15 protein-coding genes are annotated in these 19,102 nt (G+C 70.1%); 5 read left to right on the forward strand and 10 right to left on the reverse strand.

Translation table 11 applies throughout. From position 1 onward, the window contains the following. Positions 1-185 precede the first annotated feature (185 nt). The 7 genes from OG718_RS22940 to OG718_RS22970 form a co-directional block, all read right to left on the reverse strand. On the reverse strand, positions 186-1,235 hold the full coding sequence (locus tag OG718_RS22940) for a BMP family lipoprotein (protein WP_143644521.1): 1,050 nt from the start codon (positions 1,233-1,235) through the stop codon (positions 186-188). 306 nt (positions 1,236-1,541) lie between these two features. Beyond that, complete coding sequence (locus tag OG718_RS22945; RefSeq protein WP_055611269.1) at positions 1,542-2,597, reverse strand: BMP family lipoprotein; 1,056 nt, start codon at positions 2,595-2,597, stop codon at positions 1,542-1,544. A gap of 302 nt (positions 2,598-2,899) precedes the next feature. Further along, entirely contained in the window at positions 2,900-4,168 is a 1,269-nt protein-coding gene (locus tag OG718_RS22950) for an amidohydrolase (protein ID WP_143644522.1), read from the reverse strand. A gap of 405 nt (positions 4,169-4,573) precedes the next feature. Beyond that, positions 4,574-5,812: a hypothetical protein gene (locus tag OG718_RS22955; protein ID WP_143644523.1), complete on the reverse strand. Its 1,239-nt coding sequence runs from the start codon at positions 5,810-5,812 to the stop codon at positions 4,574-4,576. Positions 5,813-5,863: 51 nt separating this feature from the next. Then, positions 5,864-6,802 (reverse strand): N-acetylneuraminate synthase family protein, encoded by a 939-nt coding sequence (locus tag OG718_RS22960; RefSeq protein ID WP_055611272.1) that lies wholly within the window; start codon positions 6,800-6,802, stop codon positions 5,864-5,866. Between the two features lie 14 nt (positions 6,803-6,816). Next, positions 6,817-8,130, reverse strand: a complete 1,314-nt coding sequence (locus OG718_RS22965) for an N-acylneuraminate cytidylyltransferase (RefSeq protein ID WP_143644524.1) — start codon at positions 8,128-8,130, stop codon at positions 6,817-6,819. A 62-nt stretch (positions 8,131-8,192) separates the two neighbouring features. Next, positions 8,193-9,545, reverse strand: coding sequence for a DUF6716 putative glycosyltransferase (locus OG718_RS22970; protein WP_143644525.1), 1,353 nt, complete (start codon positions 9,543-9,545; stop codon positions 8,193-8,195). 198 nt (positions 9,546-9,743) lie between these two features. Here OG718_RS22970 and OG718_RS22975 point away from each other — a divergent pair, with 198 nt between their 5' ends. The 4 genes from OG718_RS22975 (at position 9,744) to OG718_RS22990 (ending at position 14,442) form a co-directional block, all read left to right on the forward strand. Continuing rightward, positions 9,744-10,721 carry a glycosyltransferase family 2 protein gene (locus tag OG718_RS22975; protein ID WP_143644526.1) on the forward strand — a complete coding sequence of 326 codons (978 nt, stop codon included), beginning with the start codon at positions 9,744-9,746 and terminating at the stop codon, positions 10,719-10,721. Continuing rightward, complete coding sequence (locus OG718_RS22980) at positions 10,718-12,052, forward strand: polysialyltransferase family glycosyltransferase (protein ID WP_328845046.1); 1,335 nt, start codon at positions 10,718-10,720, stop codon at positions 12,050-12,052. Before OG718_RS22975 ends, OG718_RS22980 begins: the two co-directional genes overlap by 4 nt. A gap of 196 nt (positions 12,053-12,248) precedes the next feature. Further along, positions 12,249-13,409 (forward strand): acyltransferase family protein, encoded by a 1,161-nt coding sequence (locus OG718_RS22985; protein WP_443055137.1) that lies wholly within the window; start codon positions 12,249-12,251, stop codon positions 13,407-13,409. 91 nt (positions 13,410-13,500) lie between these two features. Further along, complete coding sequence (locus OG718_RS22990) at positions 13,501-14,442, forward strand: class I SAM-dependent methyltransferase (RefSeq protein WP_143644529.1); 942 nt, start codon at positions 13,501-13,503, stop codon at positions 14,440-14,442. Between the two features lie 91 nt (positions 14,443-14,533). On the opposite strand, the gene OG718_RS22995 is transcribed toward OG718_RS22990, so the two are convergent. Continuing rightward, positions 14,534-15,184: a TetR/AcrR family transcriptional regulator C-terminal domain-containing protein gene (locus tag OG718_RS22995; RefSeq protein ID WP_143644530.1), complete on the reverse strand. Its 651-nt coding sequence runs from the start codon at positions 15,182-15,184 to the stop codon at positions 14,534-14,536. 71 nt (positions 15,185-15,255) lie between these two features. Between OG718_RS22995 and OG718_RS23000 the strand changes: the two genes are divergently transcribed. After that, the gene (locus tag OG718_RS23000; protein ID WP_328845047.1) at positions 15,256-16,737 is read left to right on the forward strand and encodes an FAD-dependent oxidoreductase; all 1,482 of its coding nucleotides are present in this window, start codon (positions 15,256-15,258) and stop codon (positions 16,735-16,737) included. Here the strand turns inward: OG718_RS23000 and leuE are convergent. Further along, a complete protein-coding gene (leuE, locus tag OG718_RS23005; protein ID WP_143644532.1) occupies positions 16,734-17,387 on the reverse strand; it encodes a leucine efflux protein LeuE in 654 nt (217 codons plus the stop codon). The genes OG718_RS23000 and leuE overlap by 4 nt on opposite strands. A 134-nt stretch (positions 17,388-17,521) precedes the next feature. Further along, a complete protein-coding gene (locus OG718_RS23010; protein ID WP_306938393.1) occupies positions 17,522-19,102 on the reverse strand; it encodes an acyl-CoA mutase large subunit family protein in 1,581 nt (526 codons plus the stop codon).

Consider the following 19,102-nt stretch of genomic DNA (forward strand, 5'->3'; position numbering starts at 1 on the left):
GGTCGTCTACGCGCGTAGCGCCCCTACGGCAACATGAGGGGCCGACGCGCCGCGAGAACGGGGTACGGGGAGCCAGGCTCCCCGTACCCCGTTGAGCGGACGTAACCCCGCGGTTACGAGCGATTCCGGGGAAGACCGATGTCCGGACTTCCCGGATCGCCGAGCTGCTCCTGAGGTACTGCTTGTCAGCTGGACTTGACCTTGATCTCGCCGCCGATGATCTTCTCCTTGGCCGCCTGAACGGCTTCCTGGACCGCGGTGTCGCTCTTGAACTTCGGGTTGGAGTCCGCGAGGCCGACCTCACCGGACTTCAAGTCGCCCCTGACGATACCGGTCTCGGGCTTGCCGTCCTCGACCGACTTCGCGAGGTTGTACACCGCCTTGGCGACATCCTTCGTCGCGGAGGTGAGGATGGCGTCCTTGTACTTGCCCAGAGCTTCCTGCTTGTACTGGTCGGAGTCGACACCGATCGCCCACACCTTGTCGGCGGAGGCGGCCTCGATGACACCCTGACCCGACAGACCGGCCGCCGCGTAGACGACGTCGGCCTTCTTCTCGATCTGGCCCTCGGCGGCCGTCTTGCCCTTGTCGGGGCTGGAGAAGCCGCCCTCCTCGGCGGTCTGCGTCAGGTACTGCGAGAGGACCTTCACGCCGGGCTTGGTGTCCTTGACGCCCTGCGCGAAGCCCGCCCCGAACTTGTGGATCAGCGGGATGTCCACGCCGCCGACGAAGCCGACCGTGTTGGTCTTGGTCGCCTTGGCGGCCGCGACACCGGCGAGGTAGGAGGCCTCCTGCTCGGAGAAGACCAGGTCCGCGACGTTCTCCGCCTCGATGGTGGAGTCGTCGACGATGCCGAAGGTGGTGTCGGGGTACTTCTCCGCGGCCGCCTTGACGGCCGGCGCGTAGGCGTAGCCGATGCCGATGACCGGGTTGTGGCCCTGCTTGGCCAGCGAGACGAGCCGCTGCTCCTTGTCGGCGTCCGTCTCACCGTCGGTGGGCTCGATGTCGGCGGTCTCGTAGCCGAACTCGCCCTTCGCCTTCTTCAGGCCCTCGTACGCGGCGTCGTTGAAGGACTGGTCGCCCCTGCCGCCGACGTCGTACGCGATGGCGAGGCCCTTGTCGCCCTTCGACTCCGACGAACCGGAGGAGGTCGACGTACCGCCACAGGCGGAGAGGACGAGGGCGAAAGAGGCGGCCGCTGCGCCTGCGAGCGCGATGCGGGGAACCCGGCGCATGTGTTGTGCTCCTGTCGTACAAGCTTGTACAAGCGCCGGGCGGAACACCTTCGGCGCTGGCTTCGCCGCAGATTAACGCGCGTAGACCCGCGAGAGAACCCCCTCTGTCCACCTTGTTATGCGGCTGTGCCCGAGGGCTCCCGCGGACCGGCTGCGGGCTTGCCGACCGCAAAGGTCCGCCCATGGCGGATGACCTGCGAGGGGAACACCAGAGCGGGCGGGCATCGAGGATGCCCGCCCGCTCTGTGTGAGTTCGACTGCTTCGCCCGTTCGGGCGGTGACGGGCCCGGGGGCCCGCCCTCAGGACTACTCGGTCTTCACCTTGATGGTGCCGTCGATGATGCTCGCCTTGGCCTTGGCCACCGCGTCCGTGAGACCGGCGATCTCGCCCATCTTCGGGTTGCTGTCGGCGAGGCCGACGCCGTCCACCTTCAGGTCGAAGGTCTGGACACCGGTCAGCGGCTTGCCGTCCTCGACCGACTTGGCGAGGGAGTACACCGCGCCGCCGACGTCCTTGAGCGCCGACGTCAGGATGTAGTCCTTGTACGCGGCCAGCGCCTCCTGCTTGTACTGGTCGGAGTCGACACCGATCGCCCAGACCTTCTTCTTGGCCGCGGCCTCGATGACACCCTGGCCGGACAGGCCGGCGGCCTGGTAGATGACGTCCGCGTTCTTCTCCAGCTGGCCCTCGGCCGCGGCCTTGCCCTTGTCGGGGCTGGAGAAGCCGCCCTCCTCGGCGGTCTGCGTCAGGTACTGCGAGAGGACCTTCACGCTGGGCTTGGTGTCCTTGACGCCCTGCGTGTAGCCGGCCTCGAACTTGTGGATCAGCGGGATGTCCACACCGCCGACGAAGCCGACCGTGTTGGTCTTGGTGGCCTTGGCGGCCGCGACACCGGCGAGGTACGAGGCCTCCTGCTCGGCGAAGACGAGCGACGCGACGTTGTCGCCCTCGACCACGGAGTCCACGATGCCGAAGCTGGTCTTCGGGTACTTCTTGGCGGCGGCCTCCAGCGCGGGGCCGTAGGCGAAGCCGACGCCGACGACCGGGTTGTAGCCCTGCTTGGCCAGCGAGACCAGGCGCTGCTCCTTGTCGGCGTCCGTCTCGCCGTCGGTGGGCTCGATGTCGGCGGTCTGGTAGCCGAACTCCTTCTTCGCCTTCTCCAGACCGGCGTACGCGGCATCGTTGAAGGACTGGTCGCCCTTGCCGCCGACGTCGTACGCGATGGCAAGGCCCTTGCCACCCTTGCTCTCGCTGCTGTCGCTACTGCTGCTGTCGCTGCTGGTGCCGCCACAGGCGGTCGCCGCCAGTGCCAGCGACGCGACCCCCACCGCGACGCGGGTCAGGCTGGATATCCGACGCATCTGAAGTTCCCCATTCTCCAAGCCCCGCAGTGGGTGCTGAGTTCGGCGCACATTAACGCGCGTAGACCCTTGAGGGAACGGGGTAGCGCTTGGCCGTTATCCATTCGTGCCGATGGCCGGTTACGTCCTTGTGAACCCCGGGATCGAAAGGCGCACATAGGGACGCAACACCCACCACGGCAGTCACGCTCCGCAACCGGCACGGTGGAGTCCGCGTGACGACACGAGTGGTTCTTGACAGTGCACCACGCTACTGCGACGGGGTACGCGGCGCGACCGGAAGGACCGGCCGCGCCCGCCGGTCAGGCCCCGGCGTCGAGGAGGGCTGCCGCGGTGAAGAGCTCCACTCCCGCGGTGATCGCCGACTCGTCGGCGTCGAAGTCGCCCTGGTGCAGATCCCGCACGGTCCGCTCCCCCGGTGTGCGCACTCCGAGCCTGGCCATGGCCCCGGGCACGTGCTCCAGGTACCAGGAGAAGTCCTCGCCGCCGAGGCTCTGCTCGGTGTCCTCCACGGAGTGGAGTCCGCGCCGCGCGGCCATGGCGTCCCGCAGCAGGTCGGTGGTGTCCGGGTCGTTGACGACCGGCGGCACCCCTCGGATGTAGTTGATCTCCGACTTGGCCCGGTACAGGTTCGCGATCTCGTCGATGGCGGCGTGCACCAGATCGGGTGCGGCCCGCCAGGAGGCGAGATCCAGACACCGTACGGTCCCGGAGAGCTCGGCGTGCTGCGGGATGACGTTGCAGGCGTGGCCCGACTCGATCCGTCCCCAGGTGACGGCGAGGCCGGCCCGCGCGTCGACCCGGCGGGCGACCAGGGCGGGCACGTCCGTGACGACGCGGGCGGCGGCGGTCACGAGGTCGGTGGTGAGGTGCGGCCGTGCGGTGTGCCCGCCGGCCCCGTCCAGCGACACCTCCAGCCGGTCACAGGCGGAGGTGATGGGGCCGTGCCGCAGTCCGATCCGGCCCGCGTCGACCTTCGGGTCGCAGTGCACCCCGACGATCCGGCCGACGCCGTCCAGTACCCCGCACTCGATGACGTCCGGAGCACCGCCGGGCAGTACTTCCTCGGCGGGCTGGAAGATCAGGCGCACGGCCCTGTTGAGCAGGCCCTGCTCGTGCAGTTGGGCGAGGACGAGGCCGGCCCCGAGCACCACGGTCGTGTGGATGTCGTGGCCGCAGGCGTGGGCCCGGTCGGGCACGGTCGAGCGGTACGCGCACTCGGTCTTCGTGTCCGGGATGGGCAGGGCGTCGATGTCGGCACGCAGGGCGAGCATCGGACGCGCGGGGTCCGGGTCGCCGATGTCACAGATGAGTCCGGTCCCGATGGCGAGCACGCGGGGGTGAAGGCCGGCCCGCTCCAGTCGCGCCTTGATGGCGGCGGTGGTGCGGAACTCCTGGTTGCCGAGCTCCGGGTGCATGTGCAGGTCGCGGCGGAACGCCACGAGCTCCGTGCGGAGTGCCTCGGGCAGCGTGCCGGGGAGTGCGCCCGGCAGGGCGCCTGCGAGCGCACCAGGGAGCGTGCCGGGGAGCGTGGCTTCCCCGGGCTGGTCGGCCTCGGAATCTCGGGACATCAGTTGGTTCACCCTCTGAAGGGTAGGGCGACGCGACGGCCAACTGACCCACGATCAACAAAACTTCAACCCGATTGGGGAAGAAAACCTGGCCGCGTGGCGCATAGATATTGACTGGGCTGGGTACACTCGCCCGGCTTTTCGGCCGTGTGGATCTTGTGTGGCCGGATGGATCGTGATCCAGGTCTCCTGATGGGAGAACCCCCGGGCGGCGACGCCCATTCCCGGGTCTCCGGGAACAGCTTCTCTACGCATACCACGCATACGTGGCCGTGGCCGGTTCTGTTCACCTGACGGACGGCAAGGCGGCTCTGGGTTGTGTGTCGGGTGCGGGTGAGTGGGAACTGCGCGATCGGCCACAGGCGGCCCGCACCCTGCGTCCAACCAGGTACCCCTCGGGGTACCTCAGGTGGCCGTCGAGACGGCCGACAGCCGGTGGACGTCGCGGGCCGTGCCGGTGACGCCCGAGAGGAAGCCCTGGGCCCGGGGAGAGGCGCTCTCCGTGAGCCAGGCCGGGTCGATGTCGCACACCGCGACCTTGACCTCCGTGCCGACCAGCGCGAGGGGCAGCGTGTGCACCACGGTCGACGGGAAGCTCAGGATCGTACGGCCGATGGGGCCGCGGCGGGCGATCAGTTCGAGGGGGAGGTCCGGGCGGACGATCTCCAGGCCGGTCTCGACCGCCAGCCGGTGCAGCTTGTCCGGGCTCTCCCGGCGGTGGGCGAAGTAACGGGTCGCGCCATAGGTCGTGGCGAGCCCCTTCACCGCTTCCAGGTAGCGGTCGGGGTCCACGACTCCCGTCTCCACCAGGGACGTTCCGACCAGGTCGGCGCCCTTCGTGATCCGGGGCGGGCCGAACCTGGACCGGGTCCAGGAGAAGTCGTTGGCCGTGATGGTGACGCCCTCGGGCGTCTCGGTGATCGGCATGGAGGAGAAGACCTCCACCCGCCGTCCGTTCCCCGGCGTGAGCCGGCGGCGGGCCCGGGCCGAGACCGGTGCGAAGACCAGGTCGCGGGCCCCGGGACGACCGCCGCGCCGGTGCCAGCGCACCAGCCGTTCGCCCTTGGCGAGCTGGGAGACGAACTCCATCGTCGCGGTCCCGTCGTCGACGACGACGAGGTCACGGGCCCGGGTGATGCTGAGCAGCAGTTGTACGTAGCGGGAGAACGGGTCGCCCATGACGATCCGCTCGGCGCGTCGCAGGAGCGGGGCGAGCCCCCCTACCGTGTGGAAGGGGGCCGTCGCACCGCCCCGCGCCTCCTCCCAGCGCACGTCGTACCCCTCGTCGCGCGCCAGCTCGGCCATGCGCCGGAGCTGTCCGCGGGTCATCGGGTCGGTGGGCGAGAGGACGACGAGGCTGAGCCCCGCCCCGGCCCCGTCGGGCCTGCTGACCCCGCGGGTGCCGCCGGTCCTGCCGGCGCCGCCGGGCCGGCCCGACCGGCCGAACCTGCCGTTCCCGCCGGGCCTGCCGGCTCCCAGCTCCGGACCCGGGGGTCCGGAGGGCTCGCCCGTGATCCTGAGGGCAGCCGCCCTCAGGGCATGCGCATGCGCCCACTCCAGGACGTTCAGGAGCTGCACCGGGCTCTCCACGAAAGCCAGGGTGGCGGGTGACTGGGGGCCGGTGGACCCGGCGCGGGGACTCATCGACGTAGGACCGTCGCTTTCCCTTGATCCTGATCGGGATTCGGAGGTGACTCAGACCGCGACCGGCTCGCCCGCCGCCGCCGCGATCTCGGCCTCGGCGACGACGCCCGGGACGCGGCGCAGCTTCTTCATCGGGCCGAGCTCGGACTCGTAGACCTTCTTGACACCGTCGCCGAGGGAGGCCTCGATGGTGCGGATGTCGCGGACGAGGCGGGTCAGGCCCTGCGGCTCGACGGAGGCGGCCTGGTCGGAGCCCCACATCGCGCGGTCGAGGGTGATGTGACGCTCGACGAAGGTGGCGCCCAGGGCGACCGCGGCGAGGGTGGTCTGCAGGCCCGTCTCGTGGCCGGAGTAGCCGATCGGGACGTTCGGGAACTCCGCCTGGAGGGTGTTGATGACGCGGAGGTTGAGCTCCTCGGCCTGCGCCGGGTAGGTCGACGTGGCGTGGCACATCAGGATGTTGTCGCTGCCGAGGACCTCGACCGCGTGGCGGATCTGCTTCGGCGTCGACATGCCGGTGGAGAGGATGACCGTGCGGTTGGTGGAGCGCAGGGCGCGCAGCAGCTCGTCGTCCGTGAGGGAGGCGGAGGCGACCTTGTGGGCGGGGACGTCGAACTTCTCCAGGAAGGCGACGGCCTCGGTGTCCCACGGGGAGGCGAACCAGGCGATGTTCTTCGACTTGGAGTACTCGTCGATCTGGCGGTACTCGTCCTCGCCGAACTCCACGCGGTGGCGGTAGTCGATGTAGGTCATGCGGCCCCAGGGGGTGTCGCGCTCGATGTCCCACTGGTCGCGCGGGGTGCAGATCTCCGGGGTGCGCTTCTGGAACTTCACGGCGTCGCAGCCGGCCTCGGCGGCGGCGTCGATCAGCTTGAAGGCGTTCTCGAGGGAGCCGTTGTGGTTGATGCCGATCTCGCCGACGACGTAGACGGGGTGACCCGGGCCGGCGGTCTTCGAACCGAACTGGCGCAGACGGGAGTTGGTGCTCATGGTGGAGAAGTTCCTTACTTGTCGAGGGAGTCGAGAGAAGGGCCGAGGATCCAGCTGGCGATCTCTCGGATCGCGCCGTCGCCGCCGGGAACGGTGGTGACCGCGCGTGCGGCGCCGCGTACGACGTCGTGGGCGCTCGCGACCGCCACGGGCCAGCCCACGAGGGCGAAGCACGGGAGGTCGTTGACGTCGTTGCCGACGTAGAGCACGCGCTCTGGCGCGATGCCCTGCTCCTCGCACCACTGCTTCAGTGCGAGGTCTTTCCGGTCGATGCCGTGGAGCACCGGGATCTGCAGCTTCCGGGCTCGGGCGGCGACGACCGGGTTCTTCTCCGAGGACAGGATCAGCATCGTCCGGCCGCTCTTGCGGAGGGCCGCGATGCCGAGTCCGTCTCCGCGGTGCACGGAGACGAACTCCCGTCCGTCGGAGTCGATCAGCACCCTGTCGTCGGTCTGGGTGCCGTCGAAGTCGAGGACGACCGCGTCGATGTCTTCTGCGGTCGGGAGGGTGCCGGGCCGGTTCGCGTCGAAGAGCGGCGCGAGGGCCCGGGCACGGGCGAGGTCGTGCGGGTCGTCGATCTCCAGGACCCGGGCGGGGTCGGTGCGGACGAGTTCCGTACGGCCGAAGAAGCGGTGCTTGTGCTCGCGCAGCCCCGCCGCGTTCATGGCGTAGGCGGCGCCGGTCTCCAGGAGGTCCTGGGGGCGGTCCTGGCGGCGCGGGCGGAAGGACTTGTCGTGGTTGACGCCGTAACCGCCGTCCGTGGCCGTGGCGTTGGCGACTGCCGTGCCGCCGCCGACGGCCCGGGTGCGCTCGGTGTCGACGGCGGTCGGGTCGTCGTCCGCGTCCCGCCAGATGAACCCGTGGAAGGGCGCCACGGTCAGCGCGGTGTCCGCGCCGTTCTCGACGACCGCGCCGGCCACCCCGTCGATGTCCTCGCGGATGATGAAGGGGCTGGTGCACTGCACGAGGAGTACGGCGTCGACGGCGGAGCCGTGCAGCGCCTCGTGGGCGTCCATGGCGTGCAGGACGGCGGCCTCGGAGGTGGCGGTGTCGCCGGCGATGGCGGCGGGGCGGAGCACGACCTCCGCGCCGGCCTCGCGGGCGGCGGCGGCGATCGCCTGGTCGTCGGTGGAGACCACGACGTCCGTCACGAGCCGGGACGCGACGCACTCGCGCACCGCGCGGGCCACCAGCGGTACGCCCCCGACGGGGAGGAGGTTCTTGGCGGGGACGCCCTTGGAGCCGCCCCGCGCGGGGATCACCGCGAGCACCCGGCGCACCGGCTTCGCCCGGCCCGCTGTCGCCTGGCCCGCTTGCGAGTTGGTCATTGGCTGTACTCCTTGAGGAGGGTTCTGGACGCCCGCGGCTCGCGGATCCGTAGGGAGGGCGGTCACAGCTCGCCCATTCGCCGGATGACGGGCGCCACGCGCTGCACGCCGTGCCGGTAGGCACCCCGGGCCGCCCGGCGAACGATCTGCCGCACGGGGCCCGGTTCCTTGTCGGCGTCGGGGGCGCCGGGCAGCGGGCTGCCGTCCGGGCCGAGGTGGTGGCGGGCGAGGATGCCGGGCAGATAGCCGGGCGCGGTGGCGGGGGTGTAGTAGGGGGCGAGGGCGGTGAGTCCGCCCTGGCCGAGCAGCTTCGCGATGCGCTCGCGTGCCGCGTCGAAGGCCGTCTCGTACGATCCGTCGGCGGCCACTCCTTGCCGGCCCACCCACTGCTCGTCGGGCGACGGCTCGTGCCCGGCGTCCAGCTGGTCCCAGGAGGCGAGGCACCCGGAGCCCACGAAGTGGTGGTTGCCGAGCGACTCGCGCACTCCGAGGTCGGTGAGAACGACGGTGGGGATCCGGCGGTGCAGGGACTCCAGGGCCGCCGTGGAGCTGATGGTGACCAGCAGGTCCGTACGGTCGAGGACCTCGCCCATGTGCCCGTACACGAGGCGGAAGTTGGCGGGCGGGCCGCCCGGGATCCGCTCCGCGAGGCGCTGGTAGGGCTGCTCCTCGATGTGCGTGGTGTGCTCGCCCGGCTTGGAGCGCAGCTTCAGCAGGACCTCGCGGTCCGGGTGCAGCCGGGCGTGCTTCACCAGCCGGTTCAGCAGGTACGTACGGTCCTTGCGGCTCTCCGGGACGGAGGGCTGCGCGGCGAAGACGACCGTGTACGGGTCGTGCTTCTCGTAGGCGGCGCCGCCGAGGAACGGCAGCGCGACCTCGGTCACGGAGGAGGCGTCGGCGCCCACTCCCTCGTACACGCTGGTGAAACGGTCCGCGTCCTGGCGGGAGTTGGCGAGGACGAGGTCCGCGCCGTGCCGCAGCAGCAGACCGTCGGCGAGCTTCTCGTAGACGACCCCGACGTAGCCGGTGACGACGACGGGCCGCTTCACGCGCCCCGGTCCGAAGCGCTCCCGCCACTGGTACGAGAGTCCGTGCAGCATGGCCTGGACGGCGCCGCCGACGAGGGAGAGCACGACGAGGTCGTACGCGGGCGCTCCCTCGGCCCCCTCGGAGGGGCGGGCCATCTCCCGCAGGAACTCCACGGCGGTGACCTCCCGGAGGGAGTCCGCGCGCACGCCGACCTCTTCGAGCTGTCGGGCGGTGGGGGTCGCACGGCCACGCAGGAGGTAGCCGTCGAGCCTGATGTCCGAATCGGCCGGTGCGATGCGGTTCGCGGTGAGCGAGCCCCATTTCCACCGGGTGTCGGAATCGGCGAGGACGGCGACTCGCAGGGACTTCGGGGTACTTGCTGGCACGTCCAAGACGCTAGGAAGCGATTCCGATGTGCGGCCCAACCAGAATGCAACAAAGGGTTAACAGCACAGAGCCGAATGGCGAATCGGCCTCGGATCGGCAGCGGAAAAGACCCGATTCACCAATCCGCCACGCGTCGTTCACCTTGCATCTCACCGGCGGTCAAGACGAATGCCGGGCCGCCGCCTAACGTCACTCGGGTGGTCAAGCTCTCCGTCATCGTGCCGTTCTACAACGTGCAGCAATACGCACCCGACACCCTGAGGAGTCTGCGTGCGAACGCACGCGAGGACTTCGAATTCATTCTCGTCGACGACTGTTCGCGCGACGAGACCCCGGACATTCTCGCGCGCGCGGAGCGCGAGCTCCCGGGCGCGGTGCATGTCAGACACGAGCAGAACGGAGGGCTGGCGACCGCGCGCAACACGGGCATCGACGCGGCACGCGGCGAATATCTCACGTTCCTCGACGGGGACGACTGGCTGGCCCCCGGCTACTACGAGCAACTCCTGGCCTCCATCGAGGACTTGGGGTGCGACTTCGTCCGTACCGACCATGTCCAGTGCACCGCGCGGGCCCGCGCCATCCACCGGGTGCCGCACGGCAGGCGCGGTGTCGTGCTGAATCCGCGCGAGGCGATCCTGCCCGCCGACCGGTCCACCTCCGTCGACTACGCGTACGCGTGGGCGGGCATCTACCACCGCCGGCTGGTCGACCGGGGCCTGCTGCACTTCACCGACGGGCTGCGCACGGCCGAGGACCGGCCGTGGATCTGGAAGCTCCACCGGGAGGCCGAGTCGTTCGCCACGGTGGGGCTGCTCGGGGTGTTCTACCGGCGGGGCGTCGCGTCCTCGCTGACCCAGATCGGCGATGTGCGCCAGCTCGATTTCATTCGCGCGTTCGACCAGGTCGTCGTGGAAACCGCGCAGGACCCGGACGCGGACAAACTGCTTCCCAAGGCCGTGCGCACATATTGCGCGATTATTTCCCATCATCTGGGATCCATCGAAAGGTTCGAGCCACAGGTGGCACGGAAACTGAAGTCGATGAGCGCCGCGGCACTGCGCCGTATGCCGCAGAACGTCCTCGACGAGGCCCTCGACTCCATGGACATCCAGCGGGCCACCAGGCTGCGCCGGCTGCGCCGCCGCCCGGCCGCCGCGGGGGTCGCCGCGTGACCACGCAGATCTTCCTGGCGTCGACGCTGTACGGCACGGCCACGCTCGCCGCCGCCCTCGACTCCGACTGTTTCGCGCCGGCGGACCGCCGCATCCTGCTCGTCTGCAACAACACGACGACGCCCGAGACGACACCCGGTGTCGACGAGATGCCCGGGTTCGAGCGGCTGCGCGAGCGGTTCGACGACGTGGTGTCGTGGAACGAGACCATCTCGCCCTTCCATCCGGGCGGCTGGGCCCCCCGGCTCGACGACGTCCCGATCTGGGAGCGGCACCTGCGCCTCGCGTGGGGGCTGGGCGACGACCCCGTGGAACTCGCCGTCGAGTCGATCCAGGTCAATCCGGCGCTCGGCGTCACGCAGATCTTCACCGGCGCGCCCGTCACCGTGTACGCGGACGGGCTGATGAGCTACGGCCCCACGCGCAACAAGATCGACCCGCTGGTCGGCACCCGCGTGGACCGGCTGCTCCACCTCGACCTGGTCCCGGGGCTGCGGCCACTCCTGCTCACGGAGTTCGGTGTGGACTCGGAGATCGTGCCGACGGACGCCTTCGTGAAGGTGCTCGCCGAACTGGTCGACACGGGTGACGCGTTGCCGGTGGTCGACGAACCGGCCCTGCTCCTCGGCCAGTACCTCTCCGCGCTCGGCATCCTCACGCCCGAGCAGGAGGAGGACCTCCATGTACGGATGCTGAAGGGTGCCGTCGAACTCGGCCACACCCGCGTGGTGTTCAAGCCGCACCCCTCCGCGCCGGCCCGCTGGACCCGCGGCCTGGAGAAGGAGGCCGAGAAGCTGGGCGCCGACCTGACGGTGCTCGACACCCCGGTCCTCGCCGAGGTCCTCTACCAGCGGATGCGTCCCGCCCTGGTCGTCGGATGCTTCTCCACGGCACTGCTCACGGCCTACGCGCTGTACGGCCTGCCGGTCGCCCGCGTCGGCACCGCCACCCTCCTCGACCGTCTGACGCCGTACGAGAACAGCAACCGCGTGCCGGTGACGGTCGTCGACGCGCTGCTGCCGGACCTGACCGACCGCAAGGCGGTCACCGAGCAGCGCCGGGGCACGGACGAGCAGGGCCTGACCGACCTCGTGCGGGCCGTCGGCTACGCGATGCAGCCGAAGATCTACCCGGACCTGCGCCCGGCCGCCGAGACCTATCTGACGAAGCATCTGAACACGCACACCTGGCGGTACTTCAAGCGCAAGCGCCTCACCTCGCTGGCGCTGCCGGGCGCGGTCCCGGCGCAGCTGGCGTTCCTTCCGCGCAACGCGGCGGTGCGCCGGGTGGCCCGCCGCGCGCGCTCGCTGAAGAAAGCAGTACGCCGCTGAGTTCCTCCGGGAAATGAGAACAAACAGACGGTGAATTCCTGGGGTCCGGTCAGGGAATGATCAGTTCTTCAACCGGGCCCCACCTGTGAGTCGGACTAATGTGCTGTGAATTAGCTGAGGCCCTCGGAGGCCCCGGGTCACGGAATCCACGGCCCGCAGTACGCACGACTTCACAGAACGGCCGTTGAGGGGACCCGTGACCGACATTCCCGAGGACACACGTACGACGTCCGTGGGCACGGTGGTCCGTGCCGTCCTCCCGGCAGCCGACAGGCCCAGCCCGCCACAGGTGAAAAGGCCGCGGGAGAACCGGCTGCGGGCCCTCGACGGGCTGCGGCTGATCGCCGCGCTGATGGTGGCGGCGTACCACTACGGCGGTCGCGGCGGCGAGGTCACACAGGCCTGGGGAACCTCCGCGAAGGCCCAGTTCCCGACGCTGCACTCGTGGTTCGCGTACGGCTGTCTGGGTGTGCAGGTCTTCTTCGTCATCAGCGGCTTCGTGATCTGCATGAGCGGCTGGGGAAGGCCGCTGCGCTCGTTCTTCGCCTCCAGGGCGTCCCGGCTGCTGCCGTCGTACTGGGCGGCGATCGTCATCGTGACGCTGGTGTTCGCACTGCCCGTGGTGGCGTACAAGACGGTCTCACCGAGCGACACGCTGGTGAACCTGACCATGATGCAGCAGCCGCTCGGGGCGGACCGGGTGCTCGGGGTCTGCTGGACGCTCTGGGCGGAGGTCCGCTTCTACGCGCTGTTCGCGCTGTGCGTCGTGATGCCGGGCGCGACCCGGCAGCGCGTGATCATGTTCTGCGCGGTCTGGACCCTGGCCGCGGCGCTCACCCAGGCCGCGGACGAGCCGCTGCTCGACCTGGTCCTGATGCCGGAGTACGCGCCGTTCTTCATCGGCGGGATCGGCCTCTACCTGGTCCACCGCGACCGGCACGACGCGTACGCCTGGGGCATCGTGATCGTGAGCTGGCTGATCGGCCAGCACCAGGCGGTGCGCGGGCTGTGGCACGCGCCGAACCCGGACTTCTTCTCCTACCGCACCTCGTTCGGAATCGTCCTCGTCGTCACGTTCGGCTTCGTCGCCGTCGCCGTGATCGCCCTGGGATGGCTGAACTGGGCGAACTGGCGCTGGCTGACGGTCGCGGGCGCCCTGACATACCCCTTCTACCTGGTGCACGAGCACCTGGGCTGGGTCGCCATCGAGGCGTACCACCAGAAGCTGGACATCCCGGCGTACGCGACCCTGCCCCTGACGGTTCTGTCGATGCTCACCCTGGCCTGGCTCCTCAACCGGTTCGTCGAGGACCCGCTGACACCCCGCATGCGCACGATGCTCTCCAAGCCGCGCTGACGCCGCGTTCCCCAGCGACGACACGCGCTCTGTTCACCGGACATTCAGGTCCTCGAAAGTTCGCCACGTACCGAGGGAGAAGACTCATCACATGGCCAACTCACAGCAGACCCCCAGTCACCCCGGCGAGCTCAAGGACGTCCCGGGCTGGTTCCCGCCGCTGGACCAGGTGCTCTTCACCTGGCTGCTCGAACAGCAGGAGACGGAGGGGATACAAGGCGATCTGCTGGAACTCGGCGTCTACATGGGCAAGAGCGCGATCCTCCTCGGCCACCACCTGAGGGACGACGAGAAGTTCACGGTGTGCGACCTGTTCGAGGGGGACGCGCCGGACGAGTCCAACCGTGCCGAGGCGACGAAGTCGTACGCGTCGCTGACGAGGCAGATCTTCGAGCGGAACTATCTCTCGTTCCACGACACGCTGCCGACGGTCATCCAGGGACCGAGCTCCGTGATCTCCAAGGAGGTCTCCCCCACGACCTGTCGCTTCGTCCACATCGACGCCTCGCACCTGTACGAGCACGTCCACGGCGACATCGGCGCGGCCCACGACATCCTGCTGCCCGGCGGCATCGTCGTCCTCGACGACTTCCGCTCCGAGCACACCCCCGGGGTCTCGGTCGCCGCGTGGGAGGCCGTGCTCAACCGAGGCCTGCGGCCCATCTGCCTGAGCACCCAGAAGCTGTACGGGACCTGGGGCGACCCCGAGCCGCTCCAGGAGAAGCTCCTCGCCATGATCAAGGAGCGGGACGACTTCGGTCTGAGTGTGCAGATGGCCGCGGGGCATCGGCTGATCCGGACCAGGTCACAGGGCATGAAGCCGCCGCCCTTCCCGCGTTCGCGCCATTTCGTGGAGCCCGTCCCGGAGCCCGTCCGGCAGTCCACTCCGGCCGCCGCGCAGGCCCCGGCCCGGACCGCGGTCCGTGGCGCCGGGCGGTCCCGTACCCGGCGTCTCGCCCTCGACCTGCTGCCGCCGGTCGTCACGCGGGCTGTGCGGCGGAGCCGGGCCGCCAAGCGCGCGGAGCGCGGCTAGGCGCTTCGCGCGCTTGAAGGGTGGTTCGTCGGCCGCGGGTTCGTCGTGGCCGGTCGCGCAGTTCCCCGCGCCCCCTTCGGGGCGCTGCCCCTCACGGGGCCCGGTAGCGCGCCTCGATGCCCGTGATCACCAGGTCCAGGCCCTCCTCGAAGTGCTGGTCGTAGTTCTCGAAGATTTCCGCGCCCGCCTGCGCCGACAAGGGATAGTCGGCCATCAGGCGGGCGCGTTCGTGTACGTCGTAGCCCTCTCGGCGTTCGCCGGGCAGTGGCTCGACGCCCTGTTCCTCGGTGACGAAACCGAGGGTGTAGAGGTACGTCGTCGAGGTCGCGCGGACCGCCTGGGCGAGGGTGAAACCGGCGGCCGTGAACAGGCGCAGGCTCTCCTCCATCTGCCCGGCGTGCTCGATGCCGGTGAAGCGTGAGCCGCTGAACACCTTCGCGCCGTCGCGGTAGCCGAGCAGCGAGGTCCGCAGCCCCCTGTTGGACTTGCGCAGCCGCTCCTGCCAGGTGTCGTCCGGGTCGAGGGCGGTGCCGGCGATCATCCGGCGGTACATCTCGGTCGCCATCTCGTCGAGCAGCGCCTGCTTGTCCTTGAAATGCCAGTACAGAGCGGGCGCCTTGACGTCCAGCTCCTTCGCGATGGCCCGCAGGCTGAGGCCGTCCAGGCCCACCTCGTTCAGCAGCTTCAGGGCGGTGTCCGCGACGCGTTTGCGGTCGAGGGGCGCTCGGCGTTCCGTATTCACACTTGACAGCTTAACGGCGTTAAGGCCACTCTCGAAGAGCAGCGAACTTAACAGCGTTAAGGAGTGCGGCTATGGCCACGCATACGCAGGAACACAAGGACACAGCAGACACGGACGTGCTGATCGTCGGCGCGGGCCCCACCGGGCTCGCCCTCGCGGTCGACCTCGCCCGGCGGGGGGTGCGCGCCCTCGTCGTCGAGCGGGCCGGCGAGCTCTTCCCCGGCTCGCGCGGCAAGGGCATCCAGCCTCGGACCCTGGAGGTGTTCGAGGACCTCGGCGTGCTGGACGCGATCTGGGCTGGGGGCGGCCTGTATCCCGTTGGGATGATCTGGCAGGACGGGACCCGGCAGGGCGAGCACCGGATGTTCGACGAGACGGAGACGACGGAGGCCGAGCCCTACGCGGGCGTCCCGTGGATGGTTCCGCAGTGGCGCACGCAGGAGATCCTGTTCGCGCGTCTGGAGGAGCTGGGCGGGAGCGTGGCCTTCGGCCGGGAGCTGACCGGCCTCTCCCAGGACGCGGACGGCGTGACCGCGGCCTTCGCCTCCGGCGCCCCGGTCCGGGCCCGCTACGCCGTCGCCGCGGACGGCGGCCGCTCGGCCGTGCGCCGCGCGCTCGGCATCGGCATGACCGGGGAGACCGTGGACCCGGGTCCGGCGCTGGTGGCGGACCTGCGGATCCGCGGACTCGACCGCGACAACTGGCATGTGTTCCCGCCCGCCGACGGCGAGGGCTTCCTGGCGATCTGCCCGCTGCCGCACACGGAGGACTTCCAGCTGGCGGGCGGCTTCGAGGACCCGGCCGCCGAACCGGACCTGTCCCTCGACGGCATGCGGAAGCTGGTCGCCACGCGGACGCACCTCGCGGCCGACGACGTGACCGAGGTGCGCTGGGCCTCCGACTTCCGGCCGCGGGCCGCGATGGCGGACCGTTTCCGACAGGGGCGGGTGTTCCTCGCGGGCGACGCGGCGCACGTCCACTCACCGGCGGGCGGACAGGGCCTGAACACCAGCGTCCAGGACGCCTACAACCTCGGCTGGAAGCTCGCGGCCGTCCTGCGGGGCGAGGCTCCCGAGTCCCTCCTCGGCTCGTACGAGGAGGAGCGGCTGCCGATCGCCGCGCACATGCTCGGTCTCTCCACCGGCGTCCACCGGGGCGAGGTCCGACGCGGCGCGGCCACACAGCAGCTCGGCCTCGGCTACCGGGGCTCCTCCCTCGCGAGGGAGACCCGGGAGGGCCTGTCCGAGGACGCCCTCCACGCGGGCGACCGCGCACCGGACGGCACCCGCGGCGGCGTACGCCTCTTCGACGCGTTCCGGGGTCCGCACTGGACGCTGCTCGCGGTGGGCACGGACACCGAGCTGCCCGGACTCGCGGCCCGCACGGTCCGGATCCCGGCCTACGAGGCATACGGAACCGGGGTGTTCCTCGTCCGGCCCGACGGTTACGTGGGCTGGGCGGGCGCGACCGCGGAGGGGCTGGCGGAGTACGCGGCGGGTGTGGGCGTGGGTCCGGGCGCCGATGACCGGGCCGGGTCGGCGGCCGTCGGCTAGACGGTGCTGGCGAGGGAGAGCTTCACGGCGAAGCCGAGGAAGAGGGCGCCGGCCGCGGAGGTGGCACCGGCGGAGAGCCGCCTGCGCCGACGGAAGGCCGCCGCCAGCTTCGTACCGCCGAATATCAGCGCGCTGAGGTAGAGGACGCTCGCCAGCTGGGCGAAGGCGCCGAGCACCACGAAGGACAGGGCGGGGTAGGCGTACGCCGGGTCGACGAACTGCACGAAGAAGGCGACGAAGAACAGGATCGCCTTCGGGTTGAACAGGCTGATGACGAGTGCCCGCCGGAAGGGCCGCTCCTCGGCGGCCGGGGCGGCGGCCTCCTGCGACTCGGTCCGCTCCTTCCGGGTCCGCCACATGCCCCACGCGGCCCGCAGCATGCCGACCGCCAGCCAGGTCAGATATCCGGCGCCCGCGTACTTCACGATCCCGAACAGCAGTGCGTTGGCCTGCAGCAGCGACGCGACTCCGGCCGCCGACAGCGTCATCAGCACGGCGTCCCCGCACCAGACGCCCGCGGCGGCCCGGTATCCGGTCCTGATGCCCCGCCGCGCGGCGACGGACAGCACATAGAGGGAGTTGGGCCCGGGCAGCAGGACGATCAGCACGAGGCCCGCGAGGTACGTGGGGAGGTCGATTACGCCAAGCATGGTCGGAGTGTCGCACGCGGGTACGACACTCCGCCCCGGGGTTTCACCTTGCGGGACGGCCGTCGTGCGCGCCGCGCGAACCGCCCCGCCGAGACGCCGTGAACGGTGTCCGGGAGCGGTGTCCGGCAGCGGTGTCAGAACGCGTCGCTCGGCACGTAGGTCCCCCACACCTCGCGCAGGGCGTTGCACACCTCGCCGACCGTCGCCCGGGCCCGCAGCGCGTCCTTCATCGGATACAGGACGTTGTCCTGGCCCTCGGCGGCCTTCTTCAGGGCGGCCAGGGCCGCGTCCACCGCCGGCTGATCACGCTCGGCACGCAGCCTGGCCAGCCGTTCGGCCTGCTGGGCCTCGATCGCCGGATCCACCCGCAACGGCTCGTACGGCTCCTCGACGTCGAGCTGGTACCGGTTGACACCGACCACGACCCGCTCACCCGAATCGGTCTCCTGGGCGATCCGATACGCGTTGCGCTCGATCTCCCCCTTCTGGAAACCCTGCTCGATGGCCTCGACCGCACCCCCCAGCTCCTCGACCCGGCCCATCAGGTCGAGCGCGGCCGCCTCGACGTCGTCGGTCATCCTCTCGATCACATACGAGCCCGCGAACGGATCGACCGTCGCGGTCACGTCCGTCTCATGGGCGAGGACCTGCTGAGTGCGCAACGCCAGACGCGCGCTCTTGTCCGTCGGCAGCGCGATCGCCTCATCGAAGGAGTTCGTGTGCAGCGACTGGGTACCGCCCAAAACCGCGGCCAGACCCTGCACCGCCACCCTCACCAGGTTCACCTCCGGCTGCTGCGCCGTCAGCTGCACCCCGGCCGTCTGCGTATGGAAGCGCAGCATCAGCGACTTGGGACTCTGCGCCCCGAACTCCTCACGCATCACCCGCGCCCAGATCCGGCGCGCCGCCCGGAACTTGGCGACCTCCTCCAGCAGCGTCGTACGGGCCACGAAGAAGAACGACAGCCGGGGCGCGAAATCGTCCACGTCCATCCCGGCCGCCACCGCCGTACGCACGTACTCGATACCGTCGGCCAGAGTGAACGCGACCTCCTGCACGGGCGAGGCACCCGCCTCCGCCATGTGGTAACCGGAGATCGAGATGGTGTTCCACCGCGGGATCTCGGCCCGGCAGTACCGGAAGATGTCCGCGATCAGCCGCAACGACGGCTTCGGCGGGAAAATGTACGTACCGCGCGCGATGTACTCCTTCAGCACATCGTTCTGGACCGTGCCGGTCAGCCGGCCGGCCGGCACACCCTGCTCCTCACCGACCAGCTGGTACATCAACAAAAGCAGCGCGGCGGGCGCGTTGATCGTCATCGACGTCGACACCCGGTCCAGCGCAATCCCGTCGAACAGCACCCGCATGTCCTCGACCGAGTCGACCGCCACCCCCACCTTGCCGACCTCACCCGACGCGATCGGGGCATCCGAGTCATGGCCCATCTGCGTGGGCAGGTCGAAAGCCACCGACAGACCCGCCGTGCCGTGCGCGATCAGCTGCCGGTAACGGGCATTGGACTCGACGGCCGTACCGAACCCGGCGTACTGCCGCATGGTCCACGGCCGACCGGTGTACATCGACGGATAGACACCCCGCGTGAAGGGATACCCACCCGGTTCGCCCAGCCTCTCCCCCGGATCCCAGCCCTCCAGGGCATCCGGCCCGTACACCGGCTCGATGGGCAGCCCGGACTCCGACTCACGCGCCAT

This window comes from Streptomyces sp. NBC_00258 (assembly GCF_036182465.1).
In the GTDB taxonomy this organism is placed as follows: domain Bacteria; phylum Actinomycetota; class Actinomycetes; order Streptomycetales; family Streptomycetaceae; genus Streptomyces.

Bases quoted from the DNA above. Each gene is read 5' to 3' on its own strand.
- OG718_RS22940 (WP_143644521.1), bottom strand. From the start codon at position 1,235: ATGCGCCGGGTTCCCCGCATCGCGCTCGCAGGCGCAGCGGCCGCCTCT.
- OG718_RS22945 (WP_055611269.1), bottom strand. From the start codon at position 2,597: ATGCGTCGGATATCCAGCCTGACCCGCGTCGCGGTGGGGGTCGCGTCG.
- OG718_RS22950 (WP_143644522.1), bottom strand. From the start codon at position 4,168: ATGTCCCGAGATTCCGAGGCCGACCAGCCCGGGGAAGCCACGCTCCCC.
- OG718_RS22955 (WP_143644523.1), bottom strand. From the start codon at position 5,812: ATGAGTCCCCGCGCCGGGTCCACCGGCCCCCAGTCACCCGCCACCCTG.
- OG718_RS22960 (WP_055611272.1), bottom strand. From the start codon at position 6,802: ATGAGCACCAACTCCCGTCTGCGCCAGTTCGGTTCGAAGACCGCCGGC.
- OG718_RS22965 (WP_143644524.1), bottom strand. From the start codon at position 8,130: ATGACCAACTCGCAAGCGGGCCAGGCGACAGCGGGCCGGGCGAAGCCG.
- OG718_RS22990 (WP_143644529.1), top strand. From the start codon at position 13,501: ATGGCCAACTCACAGCAGACCCCCAGTCACCCCGGCGAGCTCAAGGAC.
- OG718_RS23000 (WP_328845047.1), top strand. From the start codon at position 15,256: ATGGCCACGCATACGCAGGAACACAAGGACACAGCAGACACGGACGTG.
- leuE (WP_143644532.1), bottom strand. From the start codon at position 17,387: ATGCTTGGCGTAATCGACCTCCCCACGTACCTCGCGGGCCTCGTGCTG.
- OG718_RS23010 (WP_306938393.1), bottom strand. From the start codon at position 19,102: ATGGCGCGTGAGTCGGAGTCCGGGCTGCCCATCGAGCCGGTGTACGGG.